This is a genomic window from Streptomyces sp. ICBB 8177 (genome assembly GCF_003144095.1).
GTDB lineage: Bacteria > Actinomycetota > Actinomycetes > Streptomycetales > Streptomycetaceae > Streptantibioticus_D.
In genome coordinates this window covers 426,053-451,145 of record NZ_NSKH01000002.1, presented here as the reverse complement: position 1 = coordinate 451,145, position 25,093 = coordinate 426,053, and the positions used below count along the sequence as shown (strand labels likewise).

Annotated in this window: 23 protein-coding genes; 10 read left to right on the top strand and 13 right to left on the bottom strand. The window is 73.7% G+C overall.

What is annotated here, in order from left to right:
- Positions 1–11: 11 nt before the first annotated feature.
- A complete protein-coding gene (locus tag CK485_RS02435) occupies positions 12–659 on the bottom strand; it encodes a dihydrofolate reductase family protein (protein WP_109446297.1) in 648 nt (215 codons plus the stop codon).
- Positions 660–924: 265 nt separating this feature from the next.
- Here CK485_RS02435 and CK485_RS02430 point away from each other — a divergent pair, with 265 nt between their 5' ends.
- Both CK485_RS02430 and CK485_RS28645 read left to right on the top strand, forming a co-directional pair.
- On the top strand, positions 925–2,589 hold the full coding sequence (locus tag CK485_RS02430; protein WP_109446295.1) for a penicillin-binding transpeptidase domain-containing protein: 1,665 nt from the start codon (positions 925–927) through the stop codon (positions 2,587–2,589).
- Between the two features lie 130 nt (positions 2,590–2,719).
- Entirely contained in the window at positions 2,720–2,857 is a 138-nt protein-coding gene (locus CK485_RS28645) for a hypothetical protein (protein WP_158288147.1), read from the top strand.
- Between the two features lie 60 nt (positions 2,858–2,917).
- Here the strand turns inward: CK485_RS28645 and CK485_RS02425 are convergent, their stop codons facing one another.
- Positions 2,918–3,544 carry a TetR/AcrR family transcriptional regulator gene (locus CK485_RS02425; protein ID WP_109446293.1) on the bottom strand — a complete coding sequence of 209 codons (627 nt, stop codon included), beginning with the start codon at positions 3,542–3,544 and terminating at the stop codon, positions 2,918–2,920.
- 92 nt (positions 3,545–3,636) lie between these two features.
- Here CK485_RS02425 and CK485_RS02420 point away from each other — a divergent pair, with 92 nt between their 5' ends.
- From CK485_RS02420 to CK485_RS02410, 3 genes are read left to right on the top strand one after another with little or no spacing between them, the layout of a single operon-like run.
- Positions 3,637–4,059 carry a nuclear transport factor 2 family protein gene (locus CK485_RS02420; RefSeq protein ID WP_109446291.1) on the top strand — a complete coding sequence of 141 codons (423 nt, stop codon included), beginning with the start codon at positions 3,637–3,639 and terminating at the stop codon, positions 4,057–4,059.
- Positions 4,059–4,913: an NAD(P)H-binding protein gene (locus tag CK485_RS02415; protein ID WP_109446289.1), complete on the top strand. Its 855-nt coding sequence runs from the start codon at positions 4,059–4,061 to the stop codon at positions 4,911–4,913. The genes CK485_RS02420 and CK485_RS02415 overlap by 1 nt, the downstream gene beginning before the upstream one ends.
- A 21-nt stretch (positions 4,914–4,934) precedes the next feature.
- The gene (locus tag CK485_RS02410; RefSeq protein ID WP_109446287.1) at positions 4,935–5,159 is read left to right on the top strand and encodes a hypothetical protein; all 225 of its coding nucleotides are present in this window, start codon (positions 4,935–4,937) and stop codon (positions 5,157–5,159) included.
- A 24-nt stretch (positions 5,160–5,183) separates the two neighbouring features.
- Here CK485_RS02410 and CK485_RS02405 read toward each other — a convergent pair whose 3' ends face one another.
- Positions 5,184–5,963, bottom strand: a complete 780-nt coding sequence (locus CK485_RS02405; protein WP_109446285.1) for an SDR family NAD(P)-dependent oxidoreductase — start codon at positions 5,961–5,963, stop codon at positions 5,184–5,186.
- Positions 5,964–5,968: 5 nt separating this feature from the next.
- On the bottom strand, positions 5,969–7,162 hold the full coding sequence (locus CK485_RS02400; RefSeq protein WP_241968074.1) for a serine hydrolase domain-containing protein: 1,194 nt from the start codon (positions 7,160–7,162) through the stop codon (positions 5,969–5,971).
- Between the two features lie 130 nt (positions 7,163–7,292).
- On the opposite strand from CK485_RS02400, the gene CK485_RS02395 reads away from it, so the two are divergent.
- On the top strand, positions 7,293–10,790 hold the full coding sequence (locus CK485_RS02395; RefSeq protein ID WP_109446588.1) for a S41 family peptidase: 3,498 nt from the start codon (positions 7,293–7,295) through the stop codon (positions 10,788–10,790).
- A 32-nt stretch (positions 10,791–10,822) separates the two neighbouring features.
- Here the strand turns inward: CK485_RS02395 and CK485_RS02390 are convergent, their stop codons facing one another.
- The 5 genes from CK485_RS02390 to CK485_RS02370 form a co-directional block, all read right to left on the bottom strand.
- A complete protein-coding gene (locus CK485_RS02390; protein WP_158288146.1) occupies positions 10,823–12,889 on the bottom strand; it encodes an AfsR/SARP family transcriptional regulator in 2,067 nt (688 codons plus the stop codon).
- Positions 12,890–13,432: 543 nt separating this feature from the next.
- Entirely contained in the window at positions 13,433–13,762 is a 330-nt protein-coding gene (locus CK485_RS02385) for a hypothetical protein (protein WP_109446281.1), read from the bottom strand.
- Between the two features lie 86 nt (positions 13,763–13,848).
- Positions 13,849–14,748, bottom strand: coding sequence for an SDR family oxidoreductase (locus CK485_RS02380; RefSeq protein ID WP_109446279.1), 900 nt, complete (start codon positions 14,746–14,748; stop codon positions 13,849–13,851).
- The gene (locus tag CK485_RS02375; protein WP_199239211.1) at positions 14,745–15,725 is read right to left on the bottom strand and encodes an alpha/beta hydrolase; all 981 of its coding nucleotides are present in this window, start codon (positions 15,723–15,725) and stop codon (positions 14,745–14,747) included. Before CK485_RS02375 ends, CK485_RS02380 begins: the two co-directional genes overlap by 4 nt.
- 59 nt (positions 15,726–15,784) lie before the next feature.
- Positions 15,785–17,302, bottom strand: coding sequence for an NAD(P)/FAD-dependent oxidoreductase (locus CK485_RS02370; protein ID WP_109446275.1), 1,518 nt, complete (start codon positions 17,300–17,302; stop codon positions 15,785–15,787).
- A gap of 218 nt (positions 17,303–17,520) precedes the next feature.
- Between CK485_RS02370 and CK485_RS02365 the strand changes: the two genes are divergently transcribed.
- The gene (locus tag CK485_RS02365) at positions 17,521–18,291 is read left to right on the top strand and encodes a MerR family transcriptional regulator (protein ID WP_109446273.1); all 771 of its coding nucleotides are present in this window, start codon (positions 17,521–17,523) and stop codon (positions 18,289–18,291) included.
- On the top strand, positions 18,288–18,809 hold the full coding sequence (locus tag CK485_RS02360; RefSeq protein WP_109446271.1) for a GNAT family N-acetyltransferase: 522 nt from the start codon (positions 18,288–18,290) through the stop codon (positions 18,807–18,809). Before CK485_RS02365 ends, CK485_RS02360 begins: the two co-directional genes overlap by 4 nt.
- Before the next feature lie 44 nt (positions 18,810–18,853).
- Here CK485_RS02360 and CK485_RS02355 read toward each other — a convergent pair whose 3' ends face one another.
- The 3 genes from CK485_RS02355 to CK485_RS02345 all read right to left on the bottom strand — a co-directional run bounded on the left by CK485_RS02355 (position 18,854) and on the right by CK485_RS02345 (position 22,521).
- Positions 18,854–20,059, bottom strand: a complete 1,206-nt coding sequence (locus CK485_RS02355; protein WP_241968073.1) for a glycosyltransferase family 87 protein — start codon at positions 20,057–20,059, stop codon at positions 18,854–18,856.
- 262 nt (positions 20,060–20,321) lie between these two features.
- Positions 20,322–21,518, bottom strand: a complete 1,197-nt coding sequence (locus CK485_RS02350; RefSeq protein WP_109446269.1) for a MarP family serine protease — start codon at positions 21,516–21,518, stop codon at positions 20,322–20,324.
- A 157-nt stretch (positions 21,519–21,675) separates the two neighbouring features.
- Entirely contained in the window at positions 21,676–22,521 is an 846-nt protein-coding gene (locus CK485_RS02345) for an isocitrate lyase/phosphoenolpyruvate mutase family protein (protein WP_109446267.1), read from the bottom strand.
- Positions 22,522–22,684: 163 nt separating this feature from the next.
- Here CK485_RS02345 and trxA point away from each other — a divergent pair, with 163 nt between their 5' ends.
- Positions 22,685–23,092, top strand: a complete 408-nt coding sequence (gene trxA, locus CK485_RS02340) for a thioredoxin (RefSeq protein ID WP_109446265.1) — start codon at positions 22,685–22,687, stop codon at positions 23,090–23,092.
- A gap of 97 nt (positions 23,093–23,189) precedes the next feature.
- Here trxA and CK485_RS02335 read toward each other — a convergent pair whose 3' ends face one another.
- A complete protein-coding gene (locus CK485_RS02335; RefSeq protein ID WP_109446263.1) occupies positions 23,190–23,768 on the bottom strand; it encodes a TetR/AcrR family transcriptional regulator in 579 nt (192 codons plus the stop codon).
- Positions 23,769–24,135: 367 nt separating this feature from the next.
- Here CK485_RS02335 and CK485_RS02330 point away from each other — a divergent pair, with 367 nt between their 5' ends.
- On the top strand, positions 24,136–25,050 hold the full coding sequence (locus CK485_RS02330) for a TetR/AcrR family transcriptional regulator (RefSeq protein WP_109446261.1): 915 nt from the start codon (positions 24,136–24,138) through the stop codon (positions 25,048–25,050).
- Positions 25,051–25,093: the final 43 nt, after the last annotated feature.

Below are 25,093 nucleotides of genomic sequence, written 5' to 3'. Positions count from 1 at the left end.
CAGGCCGGACGTCACTTGCGCCAGAAGAGGTGGTGGGTCACGCCGCTCGGGCTGGGGACGACCTCCAGGTGGAAGCGGTCCCGCAGCTGGTCGGGCGAGTCCCACAGGCGCAGGCCGTTCCCGAGCTTCACCGGCGCGACGGCCACGTGCAGGGTGTCGACGAGGTCGGCGTCGAGGAACTCCCTGATGGTGGTGACGCCGCCGCCGAGCCGGACGTCCTTGCCCCGCGCGGCCTGCCGCGCCCGCGCGAGAACGGTGGCGGGGTCGTCGTCCACGAAGTGGAACGTGGTGTCGGAGAGCGTGAACGACGGGCGCTCGTGGTGGGTCAGGACGAACACCGGCGTGTGAAAGGGCGGCTCGTCGCCCCACCAGCCGCGCCACTCGTGGTCGCGCCACGGGCCGCGCTGGGGCCCGAACTTGTTGCGGCCCATGATCTCGGCGCCGATGCCGTGGCTGAAGTCCCGGGTGAAGTAGTCGTCCAGGCCCCGGCTTCCCCCGGGCTCGGTGCGGCCCGGCCAGCTCGCCGTGGCGCCGGCCCAGGCGAAGAGTTCTCCCGGATCGATGCCGGGGCCGAAGGGCCGCTCCAGGCTCTGCTCCTCGCGCGCGGCGACGCCGTCGCTGGAGACCGTGAAGTTCTGCACGCGCAACAGCTGGTCCATGTCTTCCCTCATCAGGTCCGGTCGCCTCCTCGTGCGGCGGCGATGTGCCCCACACCAGGATGTCGAACGGGACGGGTCCGGATCGACAAACGGCGCCGAGGTTCTCCCGAGGCTCCGGATCCGATCGTTGAGGTGACGATCCGGCAACGCTGTGGAACCGCCCCTTCCGTCGCCGCGTCCTCACCGGTGGCCTAGAGTGCCTGCCCGTCACGCGTTCGGCGGTGGTCGTGCGGCGCCGGAGCCGTCGGAGTCCAGGAGGGGCGCAATGCAACGAGGGACCAAGAGTGCCGTCATCGGCGGGCTGATCGCGGTGGTGGTCGGCGGGGTCGCCTACGGCGGCTACGACCTGTACCACGGGGGCCTGACCGGGCACGACGGGGCCGACGGGTCCGACGGCAAGGTGGCGACCGGGCCGTTGTCGGCGACGGAGGTCGACTCGGCGGCGAACGGGTTCCTGACCGCCTGGGCCGCGGGCGACACCGCGAAGGCCGCGGCGCTGACCGACGATCCGTCGCAGGCGTCCGCCGCGCTCGGCTCCTTCCGGACGAATCTGCACGCCACCGCGTTGACGTTGACCCCGCAGCAGACGCAAGCAGCCCCCAGCACGGGTCCCGGCACCGCTGCCGCCCCGACCCGCGTCCCGTTCTCCGCGAAGGCGACGTTCGACTACGCGGGCCAGCAGTCGAGTTGGGCCTACGACTCGGCGCTGACCGTCGTACGGGACACCACCACCGGCAAGCCCGTCGTCAAGTGGGCGCCGTCGGTGGTCAGTCCGCGGCTCGCCGCGGGGCAGTCGCTGGAGGCCGCGCCGACCGGGGCGCCGCCGCTGACCGCGGTCGACCGCACCGGCAAGCCGCTGTCGGCCACCGCGTACCCGTCGCTGTCCGGGATCCTCCAGCAACTCGCCGCCCGGTACGGCACGAAGGTGCACGGCACTCCGGGCATGGCGGTGCGGGTCCGCGAGGCCAACGGCACAGCCGGGCCGGTGCTGCACACGCTGTCGCAGGGCAAGGCGGGCAGCCCGCTGCCGACCACCATCGACTCGCGCCTTCAGGCGGAGGCCGAGAAGGCGATCAAAACGGAGGGCCCGGACGCGTCGTTCGTCGCCGTGCAGCCGAGCACCGGCGACATCCTGGCGGTCGCGGACAACCCGGCGTACGGCTACGACAAGGCGATGCTGGGGCAGTACGCCTCGGGCTCCACGTTCAAGGTGATCACCGCCTCGACGCTGCTGTCGACCGGCAAGTACACCCCGACGTCGAAGCTGGCGTGCCCGAAGACCATCACGTACGGCGGGCGCAGCTTCCACAACGTGGAGGGCGAGGACTTCGCCAACGCCACCACCGTGGCGACCGACTTCGCCGCCTCCTGCAACACCGCGTTCATCTCGACGGCGAGCGTGCTGCCCGACGGAGCGGTGGAGAACGAGGCGAAGGACGTCTTCGGCCTCGGCCTGACCTGGAACACCGGGGTGTCCAGCTGGGACGGCAAGGTCCCTGCGGGCACCGGTTCGCTGAAGGCGTCCACGTACATCGGGCAGGGCGAGGTGCAGGTCAACCCGCTCAACATGGCGTCGGTCGCGGCGACCGCGAAGACCGGTGTCTTCCACCAGCCGGTGATCGTCCCCGACTCCGTCGACCACCGCCAACTGGCGCAGGCGCCGCGCCAGTTGGGCTCGACGGTGTCCGCCGAGATCCGTTCGATGATGGTGCTGACCGCCCGCGAGGGCACCGCGGAACCCACGATCGGCTCGCTCAGCGGTGACGTGGGCGCGAAGACCGGCACCGCGGAGGTGGACGGCCAGACCAAGCCCAACAGCTGGTTCATCGCCTACCGTGGCGACGTCGCCGCGGCGGCGGTCGTGCCCAACACCGGTGAGGGGTACAAGTACGCGGGCAAGATCGTGACGGCGGTCCTGTCGGTGAGCTGAGGCCGGTGGGCCGAGGGGGGATCCGTGACGCCGTACGTCGTCGTGGCGGTGCTGGCGGCGGTCTTCGTCGGCGAGCCCGACGCCACGACGACCCCGGGCCGTCTGCCACGCGTCCGGCCGCGTGGGCGCGGTGGTCGGCACGGTCCTCTTCAAGGCGTTCCACATCGGCGCCGCGAGCACCTCACACCATGCGGCACTGCGGACGCTCCTCATCGGGGTCGGCGACGACCTGGCGCGCGAGATCGACACCTCACGACCGGAACGGTAGTTCCAACATTCGTGACCAGGTTCCATTGATCAGCCGGAGCCCGCTACGGCATGAACGCCTTCACTGGTGGGATTCGACGTCGGTCCAGGTTGTTCGATCCAGTGGTACACGGGCTTCCAGGGCTCTGACGGTGAAGGCCGCCAGCTGAGTCCGCATCTGCTCACGAGTCATCCGCTGTCGGCCGACGAGGTGTTCGACGAGGTCGGCGCGGGTGGCAGCAAGCAGAGCGTGTGCGGTGAAATCGCTGTCGGCAAACCCGGGAATCTGCTCCAGTGCGGCCTGGAGCGTGCTGTGCCACCGCTCGTAGTGTTCTGCCACGTAAGGGCTGTCGCCGCCGGTTCCCTCCAGTGCCAGGGCGAGGTGGCGGTTGTCGATCTTGAAGCACAGCACGGCGTCGAGGAGGGCGGGTACGCGCTCCAGTGGTGGGGTGGTGGGCCCCAGAGGTGGTGGCCCCCCCTCGACGGCGAGCTTGATCGGTGCGAGCCGCATCTCGTAGAGCGCGTGGATCAGGCCGGTGCGGTCACCGAAGCCGCGGAAGAGCGTTGCCTTGCCGACGCCGGCCGCTGCCGCGATGTCAGCCATGGTGACCGCCTCAGGGCTCTCACAACGGGCGAAGAGCGTGTCGGCAGCAGCGAGGACGGCCTCCCGGTTGCGAGTGGCGTCCGCGCGTGGCTTGCGTTCGGGCATGCGGTTCCTCCATTGCAAAACGGACCCTGGGTCCGTATCGTCGAACGTATGAAACGGACTCAGGGTCCGTATCGTACGGGACGGAGCACCCCATGAGCACGAACACCGCACCGGTGGACCTGTACCGCCACGGCCTGCAAGCGCTGCTGGACAAGGACATCCCCGCCTGGGTCGACCTGTGGGACGAGAACGGGATCTTCGAGTTTCCTTTCGCGCCGGAAGGCTGGCCGAAGCGGCTGGAGGGCAAGGCGGCCGTCGCCGGGTACATGCGTGACTACCCCGACCACATAGACCTTCACGACTTCCCCTACGTGGAGATCCATCAGACCACCGCCCCCGAGACCATCGTGGTCGAGATGCGGGGTGTCGGCCGTCTGGTGGACACCGACAGCCCCTTCGACATGGCCTACATCGCCGTGGTCACTGTCAAGAACGGCCTCATCGCCCACTACCGCGACTACTGGAACCCGCTCGCCGTCCAGAACCCCGCCGCTCACTTCGCCGGGAGCAACTGATGAACGAAGCCCAGAGGTTCACCCTGGTCATCGGGGCCACCGGCACCACCGGGAGCCGCGTCGCCGCCCGACTGGGCGCCACGGGCCGGCGCGTCAAGGCCGCCAGCCGACGCGCCACCCCCGTCGACGGGGCCAGTCCCGTGCGGTTCGACTGGGACGACCCCGCGTCCTTCGAGGGTGCGCTCGAAGGCGCGGACCGGGTCTATCTCATCCCGCCGATCGGCTCTCCGGATCCGGCAGCCGTCATGCTGCCCTTCCTCCGGCAGGCCCGCACCGCAGGAGTCCACCGCGCTGTCCTGCTCAGCTCGTCGGCGATCCCCGCCGGAGGACCTGCCGTGGGACAGGTTCACCAGGCCCTGCCCGCCCTGTTCTCCCAGTGGGCGGTCCTGCGGCCCTCATGGTTCATGCAGAACTTCACCGCCGACCATGCGCACGCCCGGACCATCCGAGCGGACGGGACCATCCGAACGGCAACCGGCGAGGGCCGCGTCGGGTTCGTCGACGCCGACGACATCGCTGCCGTCGCCGTGCGTGTGCTGACCGAGGCGCAGGCTCCGAACACCGACCTGATCATCACCGGGCCCCAAGCCCTGAGCTACGGCGACATCGCCGCCGTCCTCACCCAGGTCACCGGCCGGGCCGTCACCCACCGCCGGCTGACCTACGAGCAGATGCGCGACCGCCTGGCGGCCGACATGCCCGCCGAGTTCGCCGCGCTTCTCGCCGGCATGGACCACGCCATAGCCGAAGGTGCCGAGGACCGCACCACCGACACTGTCCAGCGCCTCACTGGCCGCCCGCCGCGCAGCTTCCGCGCTTTCGCGGAACGGGAGATGGTCCGAATCCGGAGCTGACATCCGCCAGTTCCCACATGCGTGACCAAGTTCCAACTGGCGCGTCCCGGCACATCCACTCCATCGACGCCAACCGGCGCCAGGGACGAGTCCGCGCACCAGCACTTCGACTTCCGGTTCCTGTTCCGCACCACTGCCGTCATCGGGGAGTTGCAGACCGAGGAGGCCTCCGACGCGGCCTGGCGCGATGTCGGCACCATCAGCGACGACCGCCTCCGCCGCCGGATCGCGGAGGCGCTTCGCTGATGTGGCCGCTGCCCGTCCGAGGCCTCAGGCCCGCTCCCCCGCCCACGAAGGCAGAACCGCCGTCGCCGCGTTCGTCGTCAAGATGCCTCCGTCCACCGGGAGGGTGACGCCCGTGATCCACGCGGCGTCCGCCGAGGCCAGGAAGGCGATGGCCGCGGCGATGTCCTCCGGTTCGCCGGCTCGGCCCAGGGGGTAGCAGGCCGCCAGCCGGGCCAGGGCCTCGGGGCGGTCGGACCAGGCGGGGGTGCGGATGGTGCCGGGTTCCACGAGGTTGACGCGGACGCCTCGGGGGGCCGATTCGGCCGCCAGCGTTCTCGTCAGGCTGACCAGGGCCGCCTTCGCCGCGCTGTAGGCGTGGTTGCCGAAGGCCGACTCCGCGTTGACCGAGCCGACGGTGACGATCGCGCCCGAGCCGTCCGCCCGGGCCAGGTGCGGCAGCGCCGCCCGGCAGCAGCGGTAGACACCGTGCAGCGTGGCCTCGAAGTCCGCGTACCACGGCTCGTCGGCGTGGTCCTCGAAGCGGGGCGGGTCGGGGTGGCAGGCGTAGGCGTTGTTGACCAGGACGGTCAGGCCGCCGAAGGACGCGACGGCGTGGTCCACGGCCGCCTCGACGGACGCTGTGTCCGTCACGTCGCAGGCGTGGGCGAGCGCGCCGATCTCCTCGGCGACCCGCTCGGCACGTTCTCGTACGGCGTCCGTGACCAGGACCCTCGCGCCCTCCGACGCGAAACGGGCCGCCGTCGCCGCGCCGATGCCCCGGCCCGCCCCCGTGATCAGGACCGCGTGGTCCTCGAATCGCCTCATGCGGGTCAGCGTAGGCAGGTTCGCAGCGCGCGCAGAAGAGCCTGGGCGCGCGCGTCCGCGGTGACGGACTTGTAGAGGGTGTTGGTGACGTAGCCGAAACCGACGCCCGACTCGGGGTCGGCGAAGCCCAGCGATCCGCCGCGGCCGGGGTGGCCGAAGGAGCCGGGGGCGAGCAGCGGGCAGGACGGGCCGTGCAGCATGAAGCCGTGTCCGAAGCGGGTGTTGACGACCAGCACGCGGTCCGGGCCCTCGGACTCCGCGCTGCGCGCCATCGCCAGCGTCGCCGGGGCGAACAGCGGCGCGCGGCCGTCCACGCCGGTGGCCAGGGCGGCGTAGCAGCGCGAGAGGGAACGTGCGGTGGCGACCGCGTTGGAGGCGGGCAACTCGCCGCGCAGGTACGCCGCGTCGTTCTCGTCGTACGGCAACTCGATGGCGCCGAAAGCCCGGTTGGTGAGGGACGCGGGGTCGGCGTGGGCGTCGACCACGGACTGCTTGGGGCGGGTGCGCAGGCCCGCGGAGGCGACGACGGGGGCCTCCCGCGCGACGGCGACCCGGCCGACCCGGTGCGCCTCGGCCTCCGGCACGCCGAACCACAGGTCGAGGCCGAGCGGCCCGGCGACCTCCCGGGCGAACCACTGGCCGAGGGTGCGCCCGGTCACCCGCAGCACGAGTTCGCCCAGCAGCCAGCTGTAGGTCTGCGCGTGGTAGCCGTGGTCGGTGCCGGGCTCCCAGGCGGGCGGCTGCGCGGCGACCGCGCGCGGGCCGCTGACGCCGTCCAGGGCCTGGGCGACGGTGAGCGGGACCTCCAGCGCGGGCACGCCGACCCGGTGGGTGAGCAGCTGGCGCACCCGGGCGGCCTCCTTGCCCGCCGCCTTGAACGCCGGCCAGTACGCGGAGACCGGGGCATCCAGGTCGAGCAGGCCGCGCTGGTGCAGCAGGAGCAGGACGGCGGCGGCCGGGCCCTTGCCGGCGGAGCGGACGACCTGGGCGGTGCCGGAACGCCACGGGGTGCCGGGGCGGTCGGCGTGGGCATCGCCCGCCCACAGGTCGACGACGAGGCGGCCGTGGCGGTGGACGGCGAGCGCCGCGCCGCGTTCGCCGCGCCGGGCGAAGTTTGCCGCGAAGGCGTCGCGCACCGGCTCGAAGCCGTCCGCCACGGTTCCCTGGACGCTCACCGGCGCCGCGTCCTGGACCTCCACGTCCACCACTGTTTCCGCTCGCTCCCGCCCGATGCCAAAGTCCTCTTCCATGGTGCACGGGGCCGGGTGCGGGCCGGCGGCGGGGGCGGAAAAGTTGCCCGGCGCGATCCCGCCCGAAACCATGGGAACCGTGACAGAGGGCGCGTATCTGAGGTTCCCGCACCTGCACGGCGACCTGCTCTGCTTCGTCGCCGAGGACGACCTGTGGCTCGCGCCGCTGCCCGTCCCCGGGGCCGAGCCGGGCCGGGCCTGGCGGGTGACCGCCGACCGCACCCGGCTGGGTCCGCCGCGCTTCTCGCCGGACGGCGCGGTCATCGCGTTCACCAACTGGCGCAGCCTCGACCCGGAGGTGCACGTCGTGCCGGTGGAGGGCGGCCCGGCGCGGCGGCTGACGTACTGGGGCAGCCCGGACGCGCGGGTGTGCTCGTGGACGCCGGACGGGCGGATCCTGGCGGTCTCCTCGCACGGGCAGCCGTTCGCGCACTACTCGATGGCGTACGCGATCACGCCGGACGGTTCGCCGGGGAGCATGCTGCCGTGGGGGCGGGTCTCGGACATCGCGGTCGCCGACGAGGACGGCGAGCACCGCACGTTGATCCTCAACGGGACGCCGCCGCACGAGCCGGCGAGCTGGAAGCGGTACCGGGGCGGCGCGACCGGGCGGCTGTGGCTGCACGGCGAGCGGCTGCTGGCACGGGTGCGCGGGCACCTGGAGTGCCCGATGTTCGTGGCGGGCCGGATCGCGTTCCTGTCCGACCACGAGGGCATCGGCAACCTCTACTCCTGCCTGCCGGACGGCTCCGGCCTGCGGCGGCACACGGATCACGACGCGTTCTACGCGCGGGCGGCCGCAACGGACGGGCGCAGGGTGGTCTACCAGTGCGCGGGCGAGCTGTGGCTGGCGGAGGATCTGGCCGACCCGGCGGCGGTGCCCCGGCGGCTGGACGTGCGGCTGGGCGGGCCGCGCAACGGCAGGCGGCCGTACCAGGTGCCCGCGGCGTCGAACGTGACGGGGCTGGCGTGCGACACGACCGGGCGGGCCAGTGCGGTGTGCGTGCGCGGAAGCCTGTACTGGCTGACCCACCGGGACGGCCCGGCGCGGACCATCGCCGACCAGCCGGGGGCGCGGGTGCGGTTGCCGGTGATGCTGGGCGGGACCGGGCGGATCGCGTTCGTGACGGACGCGGACGGGGAGGACGCGATCGAGATCGTGGACCTGCCGGGGCGTACGACGGCGCGACCGCGGACGAGGCTGCGGCTGTACGCGCCCGAGGAGCCGGACGGCACCGGCGACGAGGCCCTGGACGACGCCTCCGACAGCCCCTCCCCCACCCCCGAAGACGCCTCCGGCACCCCCTCCCCCACCCCGGAAGACGCCTCCGCGAGCACCCCCCGCACACCCCCCGTCACCCCCGGCGGCGACCGCCTCGCGCACGGCCGCCTCGGCCGCGTCCTCCAGCTCGTCGCCTCCCCCGACGGCACCACCCTCGCCGTCGCCGCGCACGACGGCCGCCTGCTGCTGGTCTCCACCGGGGAGGGCGAGGAGGCGCTCCCCACCGACGAGGACGACGACCTGCCTCAGGACGGCGGCGGAGCGCGGCCACCCGCGGGCACCGTGCGGGAGCTGATCCGTTCCGCCAACGGGCCCGTGCGCGACCTCGCGTTCTCGCCGGACTCCGCGTGGCTGGCGTGGTCGCACCCGGGCATCGGGCGCTCGCTGCGCATGATCCGGATCGCCCGGCTGGCCGACGGCACGGTCGTCGACGTCACCAACGGGCGCTTCGAGGACGAGCAGCCGGTCTTCACCCGGGACGGCCGCTATCTGGCGTTCCTGTCGTGGCGCGGCTTCGACCCGGTCTACGACGTGCACACCGGCGACCTGTCGTTCCCGCTGGGCTGCCGTCCGCACCTGGTGCCGCTGAACTCCGCGACCCCCTCCCCGTTCGCGCTGCCCGTCGAGGGCCGTCCCGCGAGCGGTGGCCTGGACCCGGTGGGCGGCGGCGGGGACGGCGCCCCGGTCGTGGTCGAGGCCGAGGGGCTGCCCAACCGCGTCACGCCGTTCCCGGTGCCCGCCTCGAAGTACTCCTCCCTCGCGCCGGTGCGCGGCGGGCTGGTCTGGCTGCGCTGGCCGATCTCAGGCGCGCTGGGCGAGACGTTCGCCAACCCGGCCGACCCCTCGCCGCGCCCGACACTGGAGTTCTACGACCTGGCGAAGTCGCGCCGCACGGAGTTGCTGCGGCACATGGACTGGTACGCGGTCAGCGGCGACGGCAGCAGGCTCGTGGTGTACGACGACGGCGACCTGGCCGTCGTCCCGGCCTACGAGCGCGGGGACGACGACTCGACGGTGCTGCTCGACATGCGCCGCATCCTGCACGAGGTCGATCCGGCCGCCGAGTGGCGCCAGGCGTACGCGGAGGCCGGCCGGATCATCCGGGACTACTTCTGGTCGCCGGACATGTGCGGCATCGACTGGGACGCGGTGCTGGAGCAGTACCGCCCACTGGTCGAACGGGTCGCCTCTCCCGAGGAGTTCGCGGACCTGATGCGGGAGCTGCTGGGCGAGCTGGGCACCTCGCACGCGTACTGCACGGGGGCCCGGCGCAGCGAGGGACCGCCGCACTACCAGCGGCCGATCGGGCTGCTGGGGGTCAACTTCCGCCGGGAGAAGGACGGTTCGTGGGCGGTCAGCCGCATCCTGCCCGGTGAGTCGTCGGACTCCAAGGCGCGCTCCCCGCTGGCCGGGACGGGGGTGCGCGAGGGCGCGGTGCTCACGCACGTGGACGGGCGCGCGGTGGACCCGGTGGCGGGCCCTTCACCGCTGCTGGCGGGGGCGGGCGGCACGACGGTGGAGCTGACGTTCGCGCCGCCGGGCGAGGCGTCCCGGGCCAACGGGCACGCACGGCGGGTGGCGGTCGCCCCGCTGATCGACGAGCGGCCGCTGCGCTACCAGGACTGGGTGGCCAAACGGCGTGCGGTGGTACGGGAGTTGAGCGGCGGGCGGTGCGGCTACCTGCACATCCCGGACATGGGCGGCTCCGGCTGGGCGCAGTTCAACCGCGATCTGCGGCTGGAGGTTGCGCGGCCCGCGCTCATCGTGGACGTGCGCGGCAACGCGGGCGGGCACATCAGCGAGCTGGTCATCGAGAAGCTGACCCGGACCATCCTGGGCTGGGACCTGACGCGCAACGCCGAGCCGGTGAGCTACGCGAGCAACGCGCCGCGCGGACCGGTGGTGGCGCTGGCCGACGAGGCGACCGCGTCGGACGGCGACATGATCACCGCGGCGTTCCGGTTGCTGGGCCTGGGCCCGGTGGTGGGCACGCGGACGTGGGGCGGGGTGGTCGGCATGACCGGGCGCCACCGGCTGATCGACGGCACGGTGATCACGGTGCCGATGAACGCGGCCTGGTTCGACGCGTACGGGTGGAGCGTGGAGAACGAGGGCGTGGAGCCCGACATCGACGCGCTGCGCACCCCCGTGGACTGGGCGGAGGGCCGCAGCCTGCAACTCGCGGTGGCGGTGCGCACCGCGCTCGACCTCCTCGAACGCCATCCGGCCGCGTCGCCGCCGGACCTGTCGGGCCGCCCGGACCGCAGCCGTCCACCTCTCCCACCCCGCACCTGACGCGCCGTCATAATCCGTCCCTGTTAAAGGCGTTACGCGACCCCCTCGGGGAACACCACCAGCGCGTCGCGTTCCGCCCCCCGCCCCCACCGGGTCAGCGCCGTGAGGTTGTCCGCCTCGGCCTCCAGCCACGCGCGGGCCTTCGCGGGCGTGCCGAAGTCCCGGCGGGCGCGGCCGGGTTGCGGCATGCAGGCCCGCACCGCGGTCGCGGCGCGGGCGGCGTACCAGCCCAGCAGCCGGGCCCTGGCGGCACGCAGCGCGGCGGGGTCGTCCTCGGCGCGGGCGCGTTCGGCCGCGTAGCCCGCGAGCAGGCCGGGCAGCCGCAGCCGTCCGGGTTCAGGTTCCTCGGCGAGGTGGGCGGCGACCAGGTGGCGGGCGAGCGGCTGCGTCTGCTCCACCGGCTGCCCGGCCAGCGCCGCCGCGGCCTGCGGCGTGGTGTGTGGCAGGCCCGCGTCGCCCAGGAGCCTGAAGAGCCCGCGGGCGGCCGGGGGCAGCGCGCGGTAGGAGCGGTCGAAGGCGTCGCGCACGGCGGAGCCGCTGCCGCAGCCGAGGGAGAGCAGGTCGAGCCGGTCCCCGGTGCGCAGCCGGTCGGCGTACGCCTGGAGCGAGACGACCCGGGGCCCGGTGAGGTTGCCGGCGGCCGCGCACAGGGCGATCGGCAGGTGGCCGCAGTGCCGGGCGAGTTCGGCGGCGGCGTCCGGCTCGGCGGCGACCCGGTCGGGGCCGAGTATCTGGCCGAGGAGTTCGACCGCGGCGTCCGTGGGCAGCGCGCCGAGGGTGAGCGGGTGCGCGCCGTGGAAGGCGGTCAGCTCGGGCAGTTCGGTGCGCGCGGTCACCAGCACCGCGCAGCCCGGCTCGCCCGGCAGCAGCGGCATGACCTGCGCCGGGTCGGCCGCGTCGTCCAGCACCAGAAGCACCCTGCGCCCCGCCAGCCGGGCCCGCAGCAGCGCGGAGCGCGCCTCGGCGCCGGGCGGGATGGCGTCGCAGGCGGCGCCGGTGGCGTGCAGCGCGTCGTGCAGCAGGCTCGCGGTGTCGCGCGGCGCGCCGTCCGGCCGGGCCAGCGGCAGGAAGATCTGGCCGTCGGGATAGCGGGCCGCCGAGCGGTGGGCCACCCGCACCGCGAGCGCGGTCTTGCCGCAGCCGGGGGCGCCGCTGAGCACGACGACGGGCACGGTGCCGGCCGCGGGCTGGGTGCCCAGCAGCCGTACCGCCTCCCCTTCCTCGCCTTCGCGCCCCGCCAACTCGGGTGGACCGCTCGGGAGTTGCCGGGGCTCGGCCCAGGTGGTGTGCGGGGCGGGGCGCGGGCCCGGGATGCGTTCGCGCGGCGGCGGCCAGGCCATGTCCACGTCGTCCAGCAGCGCGTGGTGCAGCGCCCGCAGGTCGGGGCCCGGTTCGACGCCGAGTTCGCTGTAGAGGAGCTGGGCGATCTCCTGGTACGCGGTGAGCGCCTCGGCGCGCCGCCCGCACCGGTACAGGGCGGTGATCAGCTGGCACCAGGGGCGTTCGCGCAGCGGCCGGTCGGCGATCACCGGGCGGAGCATGGTGAGCGCGGAGGCGGGCGCGCCCTGGATCAGGTCCAGGTCGCACAGCCGCTCCACGACGTGCAGCCGCTCGTCCTCCAGCGCCGGCGCCTCGTCGCGTTGCAGCGTGTCGCACGGCACGTCCTGGAACGCGGCGCCGCGCCACAGGGTGAGGGACTCGGCGAAGTCCCGTTGCGCGCAGCGCAGTTCACCCCGGGAGAGATACCTTTCGCCTGCCGCGGCCAGCGCCCGGAAGCGGGTCAGGTCCAGCGCGTCGTCCGGCACGCTCAGCGCGTAGCCGCACGGCCCGGTGCGGATCAGGTGGTCGGATCCGCAGGCCTCGCGCAGGATCCTGCGCAGCCGGGCGACATAGGCCTGCACGGTGTTGCGCGCTCCGCCGGGGGCTTCCCCGTCCCACAGTCGCTTGATTAAACTCTCAACGGTCACCTCCTGGTTCGTCTGAAGCAGCATCAGGGCGAGCACCGAGCGCTGACGTCCGGCCCCGAGCGGGATCCGCCGCGTGGCGTGCCGGATCTCCAGCGGCCCGAGCAGGCCGAAGGTCACGTCGTCCGTCGTCATGTGAGTTCCCCACCGGATGAAGTCGACATCCGGCTCCATCCTGCCTTGCGGGGATGCGGTGAAAACCGCGTGTTTTGCGCCATGCGTGGTCCAGGATGCGATCGGGACACGGCACAGGCTCGGGCGAGCCGTCCTCCGACGAGCACCCCTCCCCCCGTGCGGCGCCCGTGTTGTGGCGCCTTCCGGCGACTACGCACCGTGTCACAGTGGCGTCAGCGAGCAGTCAGCGGCACGTCATGGCCGTAGGGCAGAGTGCGTGTCGCCGGGATTCCGTAGGGGACGAAGCCTCCCAGTTCCTACGGAAGTTGACGGATCGCCGGGTAGGTGAGTGGGCGGTCGCGTCACGTATCACACGCTGGGCCGGGGGCTGCCGGCCCGGTGTTCCGGCTGATTCCGGCAGGGCGGAATCAGGGAGAAGGGCGCGCCCGTGGGGGGACGCGCCCTTTTCCGTATGCCCGGGTATCCCGGATGTTCGCGAGAAGTTCACCCGCGCGGTGCCGTCCCCGGTGACCGGGGCGGTCGCCGGGGAGGGGGCGGGAGCCGTCAGAAGCGGCCGTCGTCGTCGAGCCGGCTCTGCTCCAACGTGTCCTGCATGTCGTCCGGTTCGTTGTCACGCGGCCGCGACGAGCGCTGCCGGTCGCCGCCGGCGCCACGGCCGCCCATGTCGCGGCCGCCCATGTCGCGGTCGTCACGGCGCATGCCCTGGCCGCTCATGTCACCGCCCATGCCGCGGTCGTCGCGGCCCAGGTCCGGGTCGTCCATGCCGCGACCGCCCATGTCGTCCCGGTCGCTCCTGCCGCGGGAACGGCTCTGGTCGTCCCGGCCGCCGCGGCGGGCGCGGTCGTCGGCACCGGAGGTGTCTCGCATGCCCATGATCACTCCTAGGGGGGTGTGGGGGATGGGCCTCCCTCAGAGAAACACGCCCTCCCACCCCCCGCATCTTGGAGCGTAACCATCCGTTACGGAGCGGAGTTACCGCTGCTCAGGTCCTTGCGAGCGGTCTCGTCCGCGGCTCCTCCGGCACCCACGAGACCCCGTCGCCGCTCCGCCGTCGCCCGCAGCCTCGGCTCCGCGCGGCGCATCTCGCGCTGTCCCACGGTGCCCACCAGCGACGGCAGGTAGCCGCGCACCGACTGCATGCCGCGCAGCCACCACTGCGCGTAGACGTGCGCGGAGCGGCGGGCGACGCCGTCCGCGATGCGTTCGACGGCCGGGTCCAGCGGATAGGTGCGGTTGGTCGGCCACGGCAGCCGGGCCCGCAACTCCCGCAGTACGTCGTCCTGGTCGGCGCCGCGCACCATGTCGGTGTCGGTCCAGCTGAGGTAGCCGACGCCCACCTTCACGCCCTGGTGGCCGACCTCGGCCCGCAGGCTGTGCGCGAACGCCTCGACGCCCGCCTTGCTGGCGCAGTACGCGGCCATCATCGGCGCCGGGGTCAGCGCGGCGAGCGAGGCGATCTGGAGGTAGTAGCCGCGCGAGGCGACCAGCGCGGGCAGGAACGCGCGGGCGGTCGCCACGCTGCCCAGCAGGTTGACCTCGATGACCCGGTCGAAGGTGCGCGCCTCGGAATCCAGGAACGGACCGCCGGTGGCGATGCCCGCGTTGGCGACCACCACGTCCACCCGCCCGTACGCGGCGACCACCTCGTCGGCGACCCGGGCCATCGCGTCCCGGTCGGTGACGTCCGCCTCCCAGGAGCGGCCGCCCAGTTCGGCTGCCACCTGGGCCAGTTCGTCGGGCTCGAGGCCGACCAGCGCCAGCCTGGCGCCGCGCGCGCTCAGTTTGCGGGCCAGCAGGGCGCCGACGCCGCGCGCGGCCCCGGTGATCACCACGACCTGGCCGTGCAGGGGCTTGCTCATACCGTCCCGCCTTCCCGTGCGGTCTGTTCGTCCTTCGCCGGTTCGCTCGTGCCGGCCCCGGCGGCGGGGGCGCCGCCGGACGCCGTGGGGTCTGGCGTCGCCAGGTGGTCGCGGACCAGTTCGCGGATGACGCCCGCCACCGCGTCCGGGGCCTCGATGGGCGTCATGTGGCCCAGCCCCGGCAGTTCGGTCAGTCCCACCGGGACGCGCAGCCGCTCCAGCATGCGGTGCGCGTGCGCCGGAGGCGTCAGCTTGTCGTCGGTGCCGACCAGGACCGCGGTGGGCACGGCGAGGTCGGCGAGCCCGGCGTCCAGGTCGAGCGCGGCCAGCACCCGCCCCCATGCCGCGCGGGGCTTGCGGCGGCAGGCGGTGACGATCCGGGTGGTGAACGCCACCTGCTCGGGCGTCGAACCGGCGCCCAGCACCCCGTACTTGAGGGCGGCGCGCAGCAGCGGCCCGTCGGGCCCGAGCGGCGCGGCGGAGACCAGAAGCTGCCGGTGGAAGCGGTCGCGCAGCCGCTGGTCGCGCACGCGCGGCGGCAGCACGCGGGTCTGCGGCAGCAGCCGGCCGCTGCCGGTGCTCGCCAGCAGTACGGCCGCGGCGCGGGCGCGCACGGCGGGCCGCCCCGCCGACGCCATCAGCGTCATCCCGCCCATCGAGTGCCCGGCGAGCACCGCCTTGCGGCCGTCCGGCAGCGCGTCCTCCAGCACCGAGGTCAGGTCGTCGGCGAGCGCGTCGGTGCTGTAGCGGGCCCGGCCGCGGGGGATCTCGCTGCGCCCGTGACCGCGCTGGTCGTACACGATCACCCGCAGGGCGGGGGTGAGTTCGCGGATGACGGCGGCCCAGAAGAGGGTCGAGCAGGTCCAGCCGTGCGCCAGGACGACGGTGGGCGCGTCGGCGTCCCCGTGCTCCTCGTAGTACACGCGGGTGCCGTCGGCGGAGGTGACGTACGCGGTGCGGCGCGGCGCCGGCGGCAGGTAGCGTTCGGCCCGGCGGGGGTGCGGGACGCGGGCGGTGCCCGCTCCGGTGGCCGTGGTCACGCGGCCACCTCCTCGGACGCGCCGGAGGTGGTGCCCGACCGCTCGGCCCGTCCCCGAAGTACCTCGTACTCCTGCGGCTTCAGACGTTGGGTGGCGCGGCGGAATTCGGCGGTGGTGCCGGGCCACAGCGTGGTGTTGCGGCCGGAGGCGTCCAGGTACCAGCTGACGCAGCCGCCGGTGTTCCACACGGTGCGCTGCATGCGGCGTTGCAGCTCGGCGTTCCACGAACGCACCGCCTCGGGGCGGGCGTTGAGCGCGGCGGCGCCGGTGCGCTCCAGGGTGGCGAGGTAGTCGGCCAGGTAGTTGAGGGAGGACTCGATCATGAGGATCATCGAGCTGTTGCCCAGGCCGGTGTTGGGGCCGATGATCATCACGAGGTTGGGGAAGCCGTCGATGGTGGAGCCGCGCAGCGCGGCCATCCCGTCCTTCCAGTGCTCGGCGAGGGTGCGGCCGCCGACGCCGTGGATGCGGTCGCCGATGGGCATGTCGGTGACGTGGAAGCCGGTGCCGAAGACGATGGCGTCGACCTCGCGTTCGGCGCCGTCGGCGGTGACGATCGTCGAGCCGCGCACCTCGGTGAGGGCGCCGTCGACGACCTCGGTGTTGGGGGCGGCGAGCGCCGGATAGTAGTCGTTGGACAGCAGGATGCGCTTGCAGCCGATGGTGTAGTCGGGGGTCACCTTCGCGCGCAGGACCGGGTCCTTGACGGCGCGGCGGATGTGGGCGCGGGCGATCTGCTCGGTGGCCTTCATCAGCTGCGGGCGGCGAACGAACGCGCCGACCTGGAACTCCCGGATCAGCCACAGCAGTCCGCGGCGCGCCTTGTGGCTGGCGGGCACCTTGGCGTGCAGCCACTTCTCGGCGGCGTTGATGCCCCGGTCCATGCGGGGCATCACCCACGGGGGGGTGCGCTGCACGACGGTGAGGCGCTCGACCTGGGGCTGGATGGCCGGCACGATCTGGATGGCGGAGGCGCCGGTGCCGACCATGGCGACACGCTTGCCCCTCAGGTCGTAGTCGTGGTCCCAGCGCGAGGAGTGGAAGACCTTGCCGGGGAAGGTGTCCAGGCCCTTGATGTCGGGGATCCTGGGGTCGGACAGCGGTCCGGTGGCGGACACCACGACGTCGGCGGTCAGCTCGCCGCGCGCGGTGCGCAACCGCCAGTGCCGGGCGTCCTCGTCCCAACGCGCCTCCTCCACCTCGGAGTTGAAGCGGATGTGCGGGCGCAGGCCGAAGATGTCGGTGACCCGCTCCAGGTAGGCGCGGATGTGCGGCTGGCCGGAGAAGGCGCGCGGCCAGTCGGGGTTGGGCGCGAAGGAGAAGGAGTACAGGTGGGAGGGGACGTCGCAGGCGCACCCCGGGTAGCTGTTGTCCCGCCAGGTCCCGCCGACGGAGTCGGCGCGTTCCAGGATCACGAAGTCGGTGACCCCTTCCCGCCGCAGCCGCACCCCGGCCCCCAGCCCGCCGAACCCCGTACCGATCACCGCCACCCGAAAGTGCTCGCGCGTCGCCATGCCGCCGCCTCCCAGCGCTCCACCGGACCATGCCAGCAATCACTGGCACGGTTCGGACTGTAGAACACACCCGTTACCAGCGGTAGGGGTCGACCGGCAAAATCCCCGCCCGCCGCGCCGCCCACGGCCGGGGCGGCGGCCGGTTGGGCGGGGCCGTGCCGGGCGGGACGGACCGTAAGCTGACCTGCGTGGAGGAGACACCGCGGCGTGAGTACCGGATGGCGGAGCTGGCCAAGGAGGCCGGGATCACCGTGCGGACGCTGCGGTTCTACCGGGAGCGCAAGCTGCTTCCGCCGCCGCGCCGGGAGGGGCGGATCGCCTGGTACGGCGACGCGCACCTCGCGCGGCTGCGGACCATCGCCGCGCTGCTGGAACGCGGCCACACCCTCGGCGGCATCGCCGAGCTGATCGGCGCCTGGGAGTCCGGCCGCGACGTGGGCGAGCTGCTGGGCCTGGAGAACGCCATCGCCACGCCCTGGTCGCAGGAGACCCCGGTCCGCCTCGCCCCCGAGGAACTCGCCGACTCCTTCGGCTCGGACGTCACCGCCGAGAACCTCGCCGCCGCCCTCGACATCGGCTACATCGCGGTGGACGGCGAGCACCCGGAGACGGTCGTGCACGTCAGCAGGCGGCTGCTGGACGCCTCCGCCGCGCTGGTACGCGAGGGCGTGCCGCTGTCGGAGGTGCTGGCCGCCGGGCGGGCGGTACGCACCCACGTGGACGCGCTCGCCGACCTGTTCACCGTGCTCATCCGCACCCACGTCATCGACCCGGTCGCCCGCGACCTCACCCGCGGCGACGCGGCCCGGATGGCCGAGGCCCTGGACCGGCTGCGCCCACTGGCGAAGAACGTGGTGGACGCCGAGCTGTCGATGGCCATGGACCGCAGGGTCCGCGCCGAACTCGACGCCTGGCTGAAGGAACGCGCCGAGGCGGGCGCAGGAACGGACCCCGCCACGGACCCGGGCACGGAGGAGGCCGGGCCATGAAGCTCGCCTTCCCGCCGCTGACCCCCGCGCACTACCCCTTCGTCGCCCGCTGGCTGGCCGCGCCGCACGTCAGCCAGTGGTGGCGGTCGCCGGCCCCCACCGCGGCGGCCGTCGCCGAGCACTACCGCGGCCGGCGCGAGGGCGGCGACTCCACCCACGTCCACCTCATCGAGCTGGACGGCGTCCCCGTCGGCCTCATCCAGTGCTACCGGCACGCCGACGACCCCGAATGGGACCGGGCGGTCGGCATCCCGGACGTGGCCGGAATCGACTACCTGATCGGCGAACCGAGCGCCTGCGGGCGTGGCGTGGGCTCCGCCGCGATCCGCGCCTTCGCCGCCGCCACCCTCGACCGCTACCCCGACGTCACCGGTGTCGTCGCCGTCCCGCTCACCGCCAACCGCGCCTCCTGCCGCGCCCTGGAGAAGGCCGGTTTCACCCACGTCGAGGACCGCGACGTCCCCTCCCCCGACCCGGCCGACGCGGGCCTCAACTCCGTCTACCTGCTCCCCCGTTGAGGTCCGGCCCGCCGCCCCGCCGGGGCCCCGCCAACGGGCGGCGCCTAGGCGCTGGCCGGCAACGCGGGGCGGTTGGTCAGCGTGGACGGGTCCGGACTCGGCGTCGTACCGCGCCACACCCCCCGGCAGGCGGCGACCGTCGCCACCAGCAGCAGCCCGTCGCGCCCCAGCAGCAACGCCACCCCCTCCGTGGTGGAGCCGGTCACCGCGTGGAAGTCCACAGGGAACTCCAGCACCGTCAGCGCGCACGCCGCCAGCACCAGCAGCACCGGCCGCCGCTGCGTCGTGGAGCGGCACGTCAGGCACAACGCGCCCAGCCCGACCAGCCAGATCATGTACTGCGGGCTGATCACCCGGCTGGTCACCACGAAGACCAGCACCGCCGTGAACGCCGCGTCGTAGACCAGCGCGTCGTTGAAGGTCCGCGCCCGCAGCCGCCACCACAGCAGCCAGCCGAGCCCCGCCGCGCTCGCCGCCAGCGCCACGGGACCGGCCACCCCGACGTGCGGGCCGAGGAACTCGTAGCTGCCGTAGTGGTAGCGCACCACGCCGTGCCACATCCCCAGCCACCGGGCCAACTGGAACGGCAGCGCGGCCACCGACTCGACCTCCACCCCGCGACGGCTCTGCGTGCCCAGGAACGCGAACGAGTTCCGGGTCAGCAGGTGGAACCCGGCCGCCAGCGCCACCGCCGCGCCCACCGCGCTCGCCCACGCCCGGCGTGTGCCGCGCCCCGGCGTGACCCCGGCCAGCACCAGCACCGGCCAGACCTTCACCAGCGCGCCGGCCCCGGCCAGCACGCCCGCCAACCGGGGGTGCCGGGCCACCGCCACCAGCGCGGCCACCGCGAGCGCGGCCACCATCACGTCGTAGCGCGCCAGCACGGTCGGGCCGAGCAGCGCGATCCCGGTGACCCACAGCCAGGGCCCGGCCATCCGCCCCGGGCCGCCCTCCCGCGCCGCGCGCGTCAGCAGCCCCAGCACGACCGCGTCCGCCGCGCAGGCCAGCAGGAAGAAGGCGTGGGCGTAGGACAGGCAGGGCAGCAACGCGGGCGCGAGGAAGGCGCCGGCGGAGCCCGGCGGGTACTGCCAGGTGACGTCGTGCGCGGGGAAGGCGCCGGTGCGCAGCCGCTCGAACCACTGGTGGTAGGCGACCGCGACGTCAGGCGTGACGTCCTGGCCGGGGAAGCGCCACCAGCCCAGCACCGCCGTCAGCAGCGCCGCCCGGGTCAGCGCCCAGCCGAGCAGCACCAGCGCCTCGGGCCCGACGCGGCGCCCCGCACCCCGTGGCCGCCCCGGGCCAGGGCGGCCCGGTCCACCTGTCGATCCCAGCCACCACACCGTTCAGGCCTCCGCCAGCCGCCGTCCGCCTCGCTGCCGAACGCCAGAGTGCCCCGGCGGGCCCGCGACACGGTGACGACACGGTGACCCGGCGTCAAGACGAAGCCGAACAGACCTGGGAAAGCCCCCAGTCGGCGCCGGGGCGGGACCCGCGCCGTCCAGCGCCCGCCCTCTACAGCGCCGCGCGGTTCCCCGTGGAGACCTGCGCCGTCGCGTCCGCGCCCCGCTGGGCGTCGGCGGCGACCTGGCCCGCGGTGAGCGCGTAGCCGGTGCTCGCGTCGGAGGTGGACTTGGCGAAGACGACGCCGTAGACCCGCCCGTCGGTGGTCAGCAGCGGGCCGCCGGAGTTGCCGTGCCGCACGTCGGAGCGCAGCTGGTAGATGTCGCGGGTGGTGGAGGAGTCGCCGTAGATGTCCTGCCCGGTGGCGGTGATCCGCCCGGCGACGGTGGCGGCGCGCAGGTCGAGGCCGCCGTTCTCCGGGTATCCGGCGACGACCGCGGGCGTGCCGCGCGAGGCGGTGCCCGCGAAGCTCAGGGTGGGCGCCGACAGCCCGGGCACGTCCAGCACGGCGACGTCGGTGCGCGGGTCGAACAGCACGACCTTCGCCGGGTAGGGCCACCCGGCGCCGTCGATCTGCACGGTCGGGTGGGCGACACCCGCGACCACGTGGGCGTTGGTCATCACGTGCTGCGGCGCGTAGACGAAGCCGCTGCCCTCCTGGCCGCGCTCTCCCCCGTCGACGTCGGCGACGCCCTCGATCTTGACGACGCTGCGCTTGGCGGCCGTGGTGGCGGCGGGCGTCACGTCGTCACCGGAAGGCGCGGGCACCCCGGCCGTCGGCTCGTTCTCGAACGGGTTGAAGACCTGCGGGAAGCCCGCCCCCGACAGCGCGTTGGTGGCCCGGCTGAACCACTCCGGCGTCTGCGCGGGCATCGCGCCGTCCACCGCGCCCAGCACCGCCGACCCGCGGATCTCCCGGCTGAGGGCGGGCATCGGGGCGGTCACCAGGACGGAGGCCATCAGCCACGCCACCGCCAGCAGCGAGAGCGCGCCGGCGGCGGCGCCGCCGATCCCGTCCACCCAGCGCACCGGGCCCCACTCCAGGCCCTCGCGGACCTTCCAGGCCAGATGCCCGGCGAGCGCGTGCCCGATCCCGGCCGGGACCAGCACGACGGCGGCGGCCACGACGCCCGCGGTCACCGTGCCCGCGCTGAACGGCCGCAGGGCGAAGGGCAGCAGCCACACGCCCAGCACCGCGCCGCCGAGGAACCCCGCGAGCAGGATCACGCTCGCGACCAGGCCGCGGCGGTATCCGGAGACGGCGTAACCGATCGCCGCCAGCACGAGCAGCAGGTCGAGCAGGTTCATACGCTTCAGAACGCGACGCGGCGCCCGCCGGTTCCACCGACGGGCGCCGTCACGGCGATTGTGACCGATCAGGTACGAATACGAGATGTTGACCGTACAACGGGCATATCAGGCCATGCGGCACAGGCTCCGCGAAGCGGCGCGGCGCCCCGGCCGCTCACCCCCGCTGGAACAGCTCGTTGAACGTCCCGTAGGCGATCTGGTCCTCGATCGCGCCGTAGGTGCCGGACGTCAGCAGTTCGCTCGCCGCGCGCGAGGCCAGCGCGTACGCGGCCGCCGCGATGCCCCCGCCGACGCTGATCCGGGCGGCGCCCGCCCGCGCCAGCTCGGCCACCGGGGGCGCGCCGGGGCCGGCGAGCAGGGCCAGCGGCGCGTCGACGCCCTTGGCCAGCGCGGCCACCGTGTCCGGGTCGCAGGTGCCCGGCACGAAGACCCCGTCCGCCCCGGCGGCGACGTAGGCGGCGGCCCGCTCCAGCGTCGCGTCCAGCCGCTCCGCGGCCGGGCCGACCGCGCGCAGGTAGGTGTCGACGCGGGCGTTGACGTAGAGCGGCACGCCCGCGTCGTCGGCGGCGGCGCGGGCGGCGGCGATGCGTTCGGCCTGCTCGGCGGCAGGCCGCAGCGGTTGCGGCCCGGTGCCGGAGTCCTCCAGGTTGACGCCCACCACCCCGGCGGCCAGCGCCCGCTCGACGGTCCGGGCGACGCCCGCCGGGTCCGCGCCGTAGCCGGCGACGAGGTCGGCGCTGACCGGCACGTCCACGGCGGCCACCACGCGTTCGCACAGCCCGAGCAGGGTGTCGAGCGGAAGGCCCTCGCCGTCCGGCGCGCCCAGCCCCCAGGCGACGCCGGAACTGGTGGTGGCGATCGCCCGGGCCCCGGCGCGCTCGATCACCCGGGCGCTGGCCGCGTCCCAGGCGTTGGGCAGCACCAGGGGGCCGTCGGCGGTGTGCAGCTCACGGAAGCGACGGGCGCGCTCCGCGACACGTTGGGTCTCGGCGTTCGTCATACCGGGAGTTCATCATCCGGCCCCGCGATCCGTCCCCCGGTTTCCGACGGCCGTGCCGGTTTCCGCGGCCCGGACGCAGCGCCGGGGGAACACCCCGGCCACCGGGTTCGTTGTACCAGGCTGTACGCGCGTCTCGGGCCCAACGGAAAGCGGGTGGACCGGCATGAGCACGGTCGAGCTGACCAAGGAGAACTTCAACGAGGTCGTGTCCTCGAACGACTTCGTGCTGATCGACTTCTGGGCCGAGTGGTGCGGCCCGTGCCGCTCCTTCGCCCCGGTCTACGACAAGGCGTCCGAGCACCACGACGATCTGGTCTTCGGCAAGGTGGACACCGAGGCGCAGCCGGAGCTGGCGGCGGCGTTCGGCATCAGCTCCATCCCGACGCTGATGGTGATCCGGGAGCGGATCGCGGTGTTCGGCGAGCCCGGCGCCCTGCCCGCACCGGCCCTGGAGGACGTGATCGAGCAGGCCAGGGGTCTGGACATGGACCAGGTCAGGGCCTCGGTGGCGGAGCAGGCGGCGGCGCGGACCGAGCAGTCCCCCGACACCGGTGAGCAGCCCGAGGGCTGACCGGAGCCACCGTCTCGGGGGCAGGCAGACCTGAACATCCGACCTGGCCCCCGGGGGCGTCGGTCAGGCCGGAGCGGCGGTCAGGCCCCGGCGCCGGTCACGCCCGGGCGGCCCGCTCGACCAGTTCGGTCGCCACCTCCAGCAGCGCCTGCCGCTTCGCCTCCGCCGTTCCCGCCGTCTCACGCATCGCGAAACCGCCGAAGTGCACGGTGAACAGCGCCCCGACGCTGCGCGCCTGCGCGGTCAGGTCGGCGTCCGGGTCGATCACCAGGCCCCACAACGCCCGCAGTTGCTCACGCATGCCCTGACCGACCTTCAACTCCCGCAGCGCCGCCTGGTTCTCGTACATGAAGTGGAACAGCGGCTCGGCCGTCGCCAGCGCGGCGCTGTAGCGGTCGAGGAGTTCGAGCTTGGTGGCGAGGGTGCGCGGCTGCTCCCGGCCCCACGCGATTACGTCGTCCAGCGGCCGCGCGTAGGACTCGACCAGACCGCGCAGGATGTCCTCCTTGGTCTTGAAGTGGTAGTACAGCGCGGCCTTGGTGACGTCGAGCCGCTCGGCGATCTCCCGCAGCGAGGTGCCCTCGTACCCGCGTTCCACGAACAGCTCCAGGGCGACGTCCTGGATGCGCTGCCGGGTGTCGCCCCGACGCGCCGTTGATGTGCCCGGTGTGCTCACGGTCGCTCTCCCGCACTCGTCCCCACGATGCCTGTACCGACCACTCTACTCAGCTAGCCGTGCGGCAAGTAAGTACAGGTGGCAGGCCATGTCGCGGAGAGTGATGCCCGGCAAACCGGTTTGCCTGTTTGCCGGTCCGCACTCGAACACCGCGCGAGCCATATCGGCCAGCGGCACGGCCAAACGCCCTCTCCAGGCGCCGGCGCTGGCCGGATCGCGTCATGGGGTGACCAAACCAACCCGACAGCACTGTTTGTTTTGCCGCCGATCGGTGGCAGGATGGCAACGAAAACCGCACTGCCCACCCGTTACGTGCGACGCAGACGGGACGTGGGTCACCGATTCGAGAAGGGACAGGTACCGGCCAATGCAGGTGCGCGCCGCACGAACCCGTCAGGCCCTCATCCACGCCGCCGCCGAGCTGATCGACGACCGGGGGATGAAGGGCACAGGCCTGCTCGACATCAGCCGCTCGGCCGGAGTGAGCAAGGGAGCCCTGTACTTCCACTTCGCCTCGAAGGACGACCTGATCGCCGCCGTGCGCCAGGAGGCCCGCGGCTCCGTCATGGCCCTGGCCGACGAGTGCCTCGACGGCCGCACCTCCACGCTCGCCGGAGCGGCGCTGTTCACCACCGCCATGTCCCGGCACATGCGGGAGGACCCGGTGCTGCGCGCCGGGCTGCGCCTGGAGGCCGAGGGCGCGGTGGGCGACCGCCTCGGCGGCGACTCGCTGCGTCAGGGCTGGCTGACGGCCCTGCGCGAGCGGCTGGCCGCCGACGCCGAAGCGGGAAGGCTGCGCGACGACGCGTGCGCCCGCAGCACCGCCAACCTGCTGGCCGCGGTCACCGTGGGCCTGGAGGCGCTGGGACGCGAGGACGAGTCCTGGTGGGACCCTGACGTCACCACCGGCATATGGGAGTTGCTGCTGCGCCTGGCCGGACCGGGCGAGGCCGCGGAGGACGACATGGCCGAGATCCTGTCCGAACTGCGGGCGATGGCCCGCGGCGAGAGCGGCTCGGCGGACGCGCAGGGGACGCGGGACGGAGCCGGGAGGGAAAGCGATGACGACGCGGACGCGTCCGGCCCGGACCACTTGAGTGATACCGCCCCGGGTGACGTGCGCCACGAGGCCCCGGCGGCTTCCGGCCGACCGGCGACGGCGCCCTTCGGTGACGAGTCGGGGCTGCGCATGCCGCCCTCGGCGCCGGTGCCCACGATGCCGGCCACCGAGCGCGTCGCGGCCCTGGCGGGAGCGTCCTCTTCGTCGTACGACCGGCACTGAGCACCGCACGAGGACCGGCCGTCGTACGAGCCGTTGCCGTACG

Coding starts and splice junctions, on each gene's coding strand:
- CK485_RS02350 (WP_109446269.1), bottom strand. CDS start 21,518: ATGAACCTGCTCGACCTGCTGCTCGTGCTGGCGGCGATCGGTTACGCC.
- CK485_RS02380 (WP_109446279.1), bottom strand. CDS start 14,748: ATGAGCAAGCCCCTGCACGGCCAGGTCGTGGTGATCACCGGGGCCGCG.
- trxA (WP_109446265.1), top strand. CDS start 22,685: ATGAGCACGGTCGAGCTGACCAAGGAGAACTTCAACGAGGTCGTGTCC.
- CK485_RS02420 (WP_109446291.1), top strand. CDS start 3,637: ATGAGCACGAACACCGCACCGGTGGACCTGTACCGCCACGGCCTGCAA.
- CK485_RS02330 (WP_109446261.1), top strand. CDS start 24,136: ATGCAGGTGCGCGCCGCACGAACCCGTCAGGCCCTCATCCACGCCGCC.
- CK485_RS02415 (WP_109446289.1), top strand. CDS start 4,059: ATGAACGAAGCCCAGAGGTTCACCCTGGTCATCGGGGCCACCGGCACC.
- CK485_RS02405 (WP_109446285.1), bottom strand. CDS start 5,963: ATGAGGCGATTCGAGGACCACGCGGTCCTGATCACGGGGGCGGGCCGG.
- CK485_RS02345 (WP_109446267.1), bottom strand. CDS start 22,521: ATGACGAACGCCGAGACCCAACGTGTCGCGGAGCGCGCCCGTCGCTTC.
- CK485_RS02435 (WP_109446297.1), bottom strand. CDS start 659: ATGGACCAGCTGTTGCGCGTGCAGAACTTCACGGTCTCCAGCGACGGC.
- CK485_RS02370 (WP_109446275.1), bottom strand. CDS start 17,302: ATGGCGACGCGCGAGCACTTTCGGGTGGCGGTGATCGGTACGGGGTTC.
- CK485_RS02360 (WP_109446271.1), top strand. CDS start 18,288: ATGAAGCTCGCCTTCCCGCCGCTGACCCCCGCGCACTACCCCTTCGTC.
- CK485_RS02425 (WP_109446293.1), bottom strand. CDS start 3,544: ATGCCCGAACGCAAGCCACGCGCGGACGCCACTCGCAACCGGGAGGCC.
- CK485_RS02385 (WP_109446281.1), bottom strand. CDS start 13,762: ATGGGCATGCGAGACACCTCCGGTGCCGACGACCGCGCCCGCCGCGGC.
- CK485_RS02390 (WP_158288146.1), bottom strand. CDS start 12,889: ATGACGACGGACGACGTGACCTTCGGCCTGCTCGGGCCGCTGGAGATC.
- CK485_RS02365 (WP_109446273.1), top strand. CDS start 17,521: ATGGCGGAGCTGGCCAAGGAGGCCGGGATCACCGTGCGGACGCTGCGG.
- CK485_RS02430 (WP_109446295.1), top strand. CDS start 925: ATGCAACGAGGGACCAAGAGTGCCGTCATCGGCGGGCTGATCGCGGTG.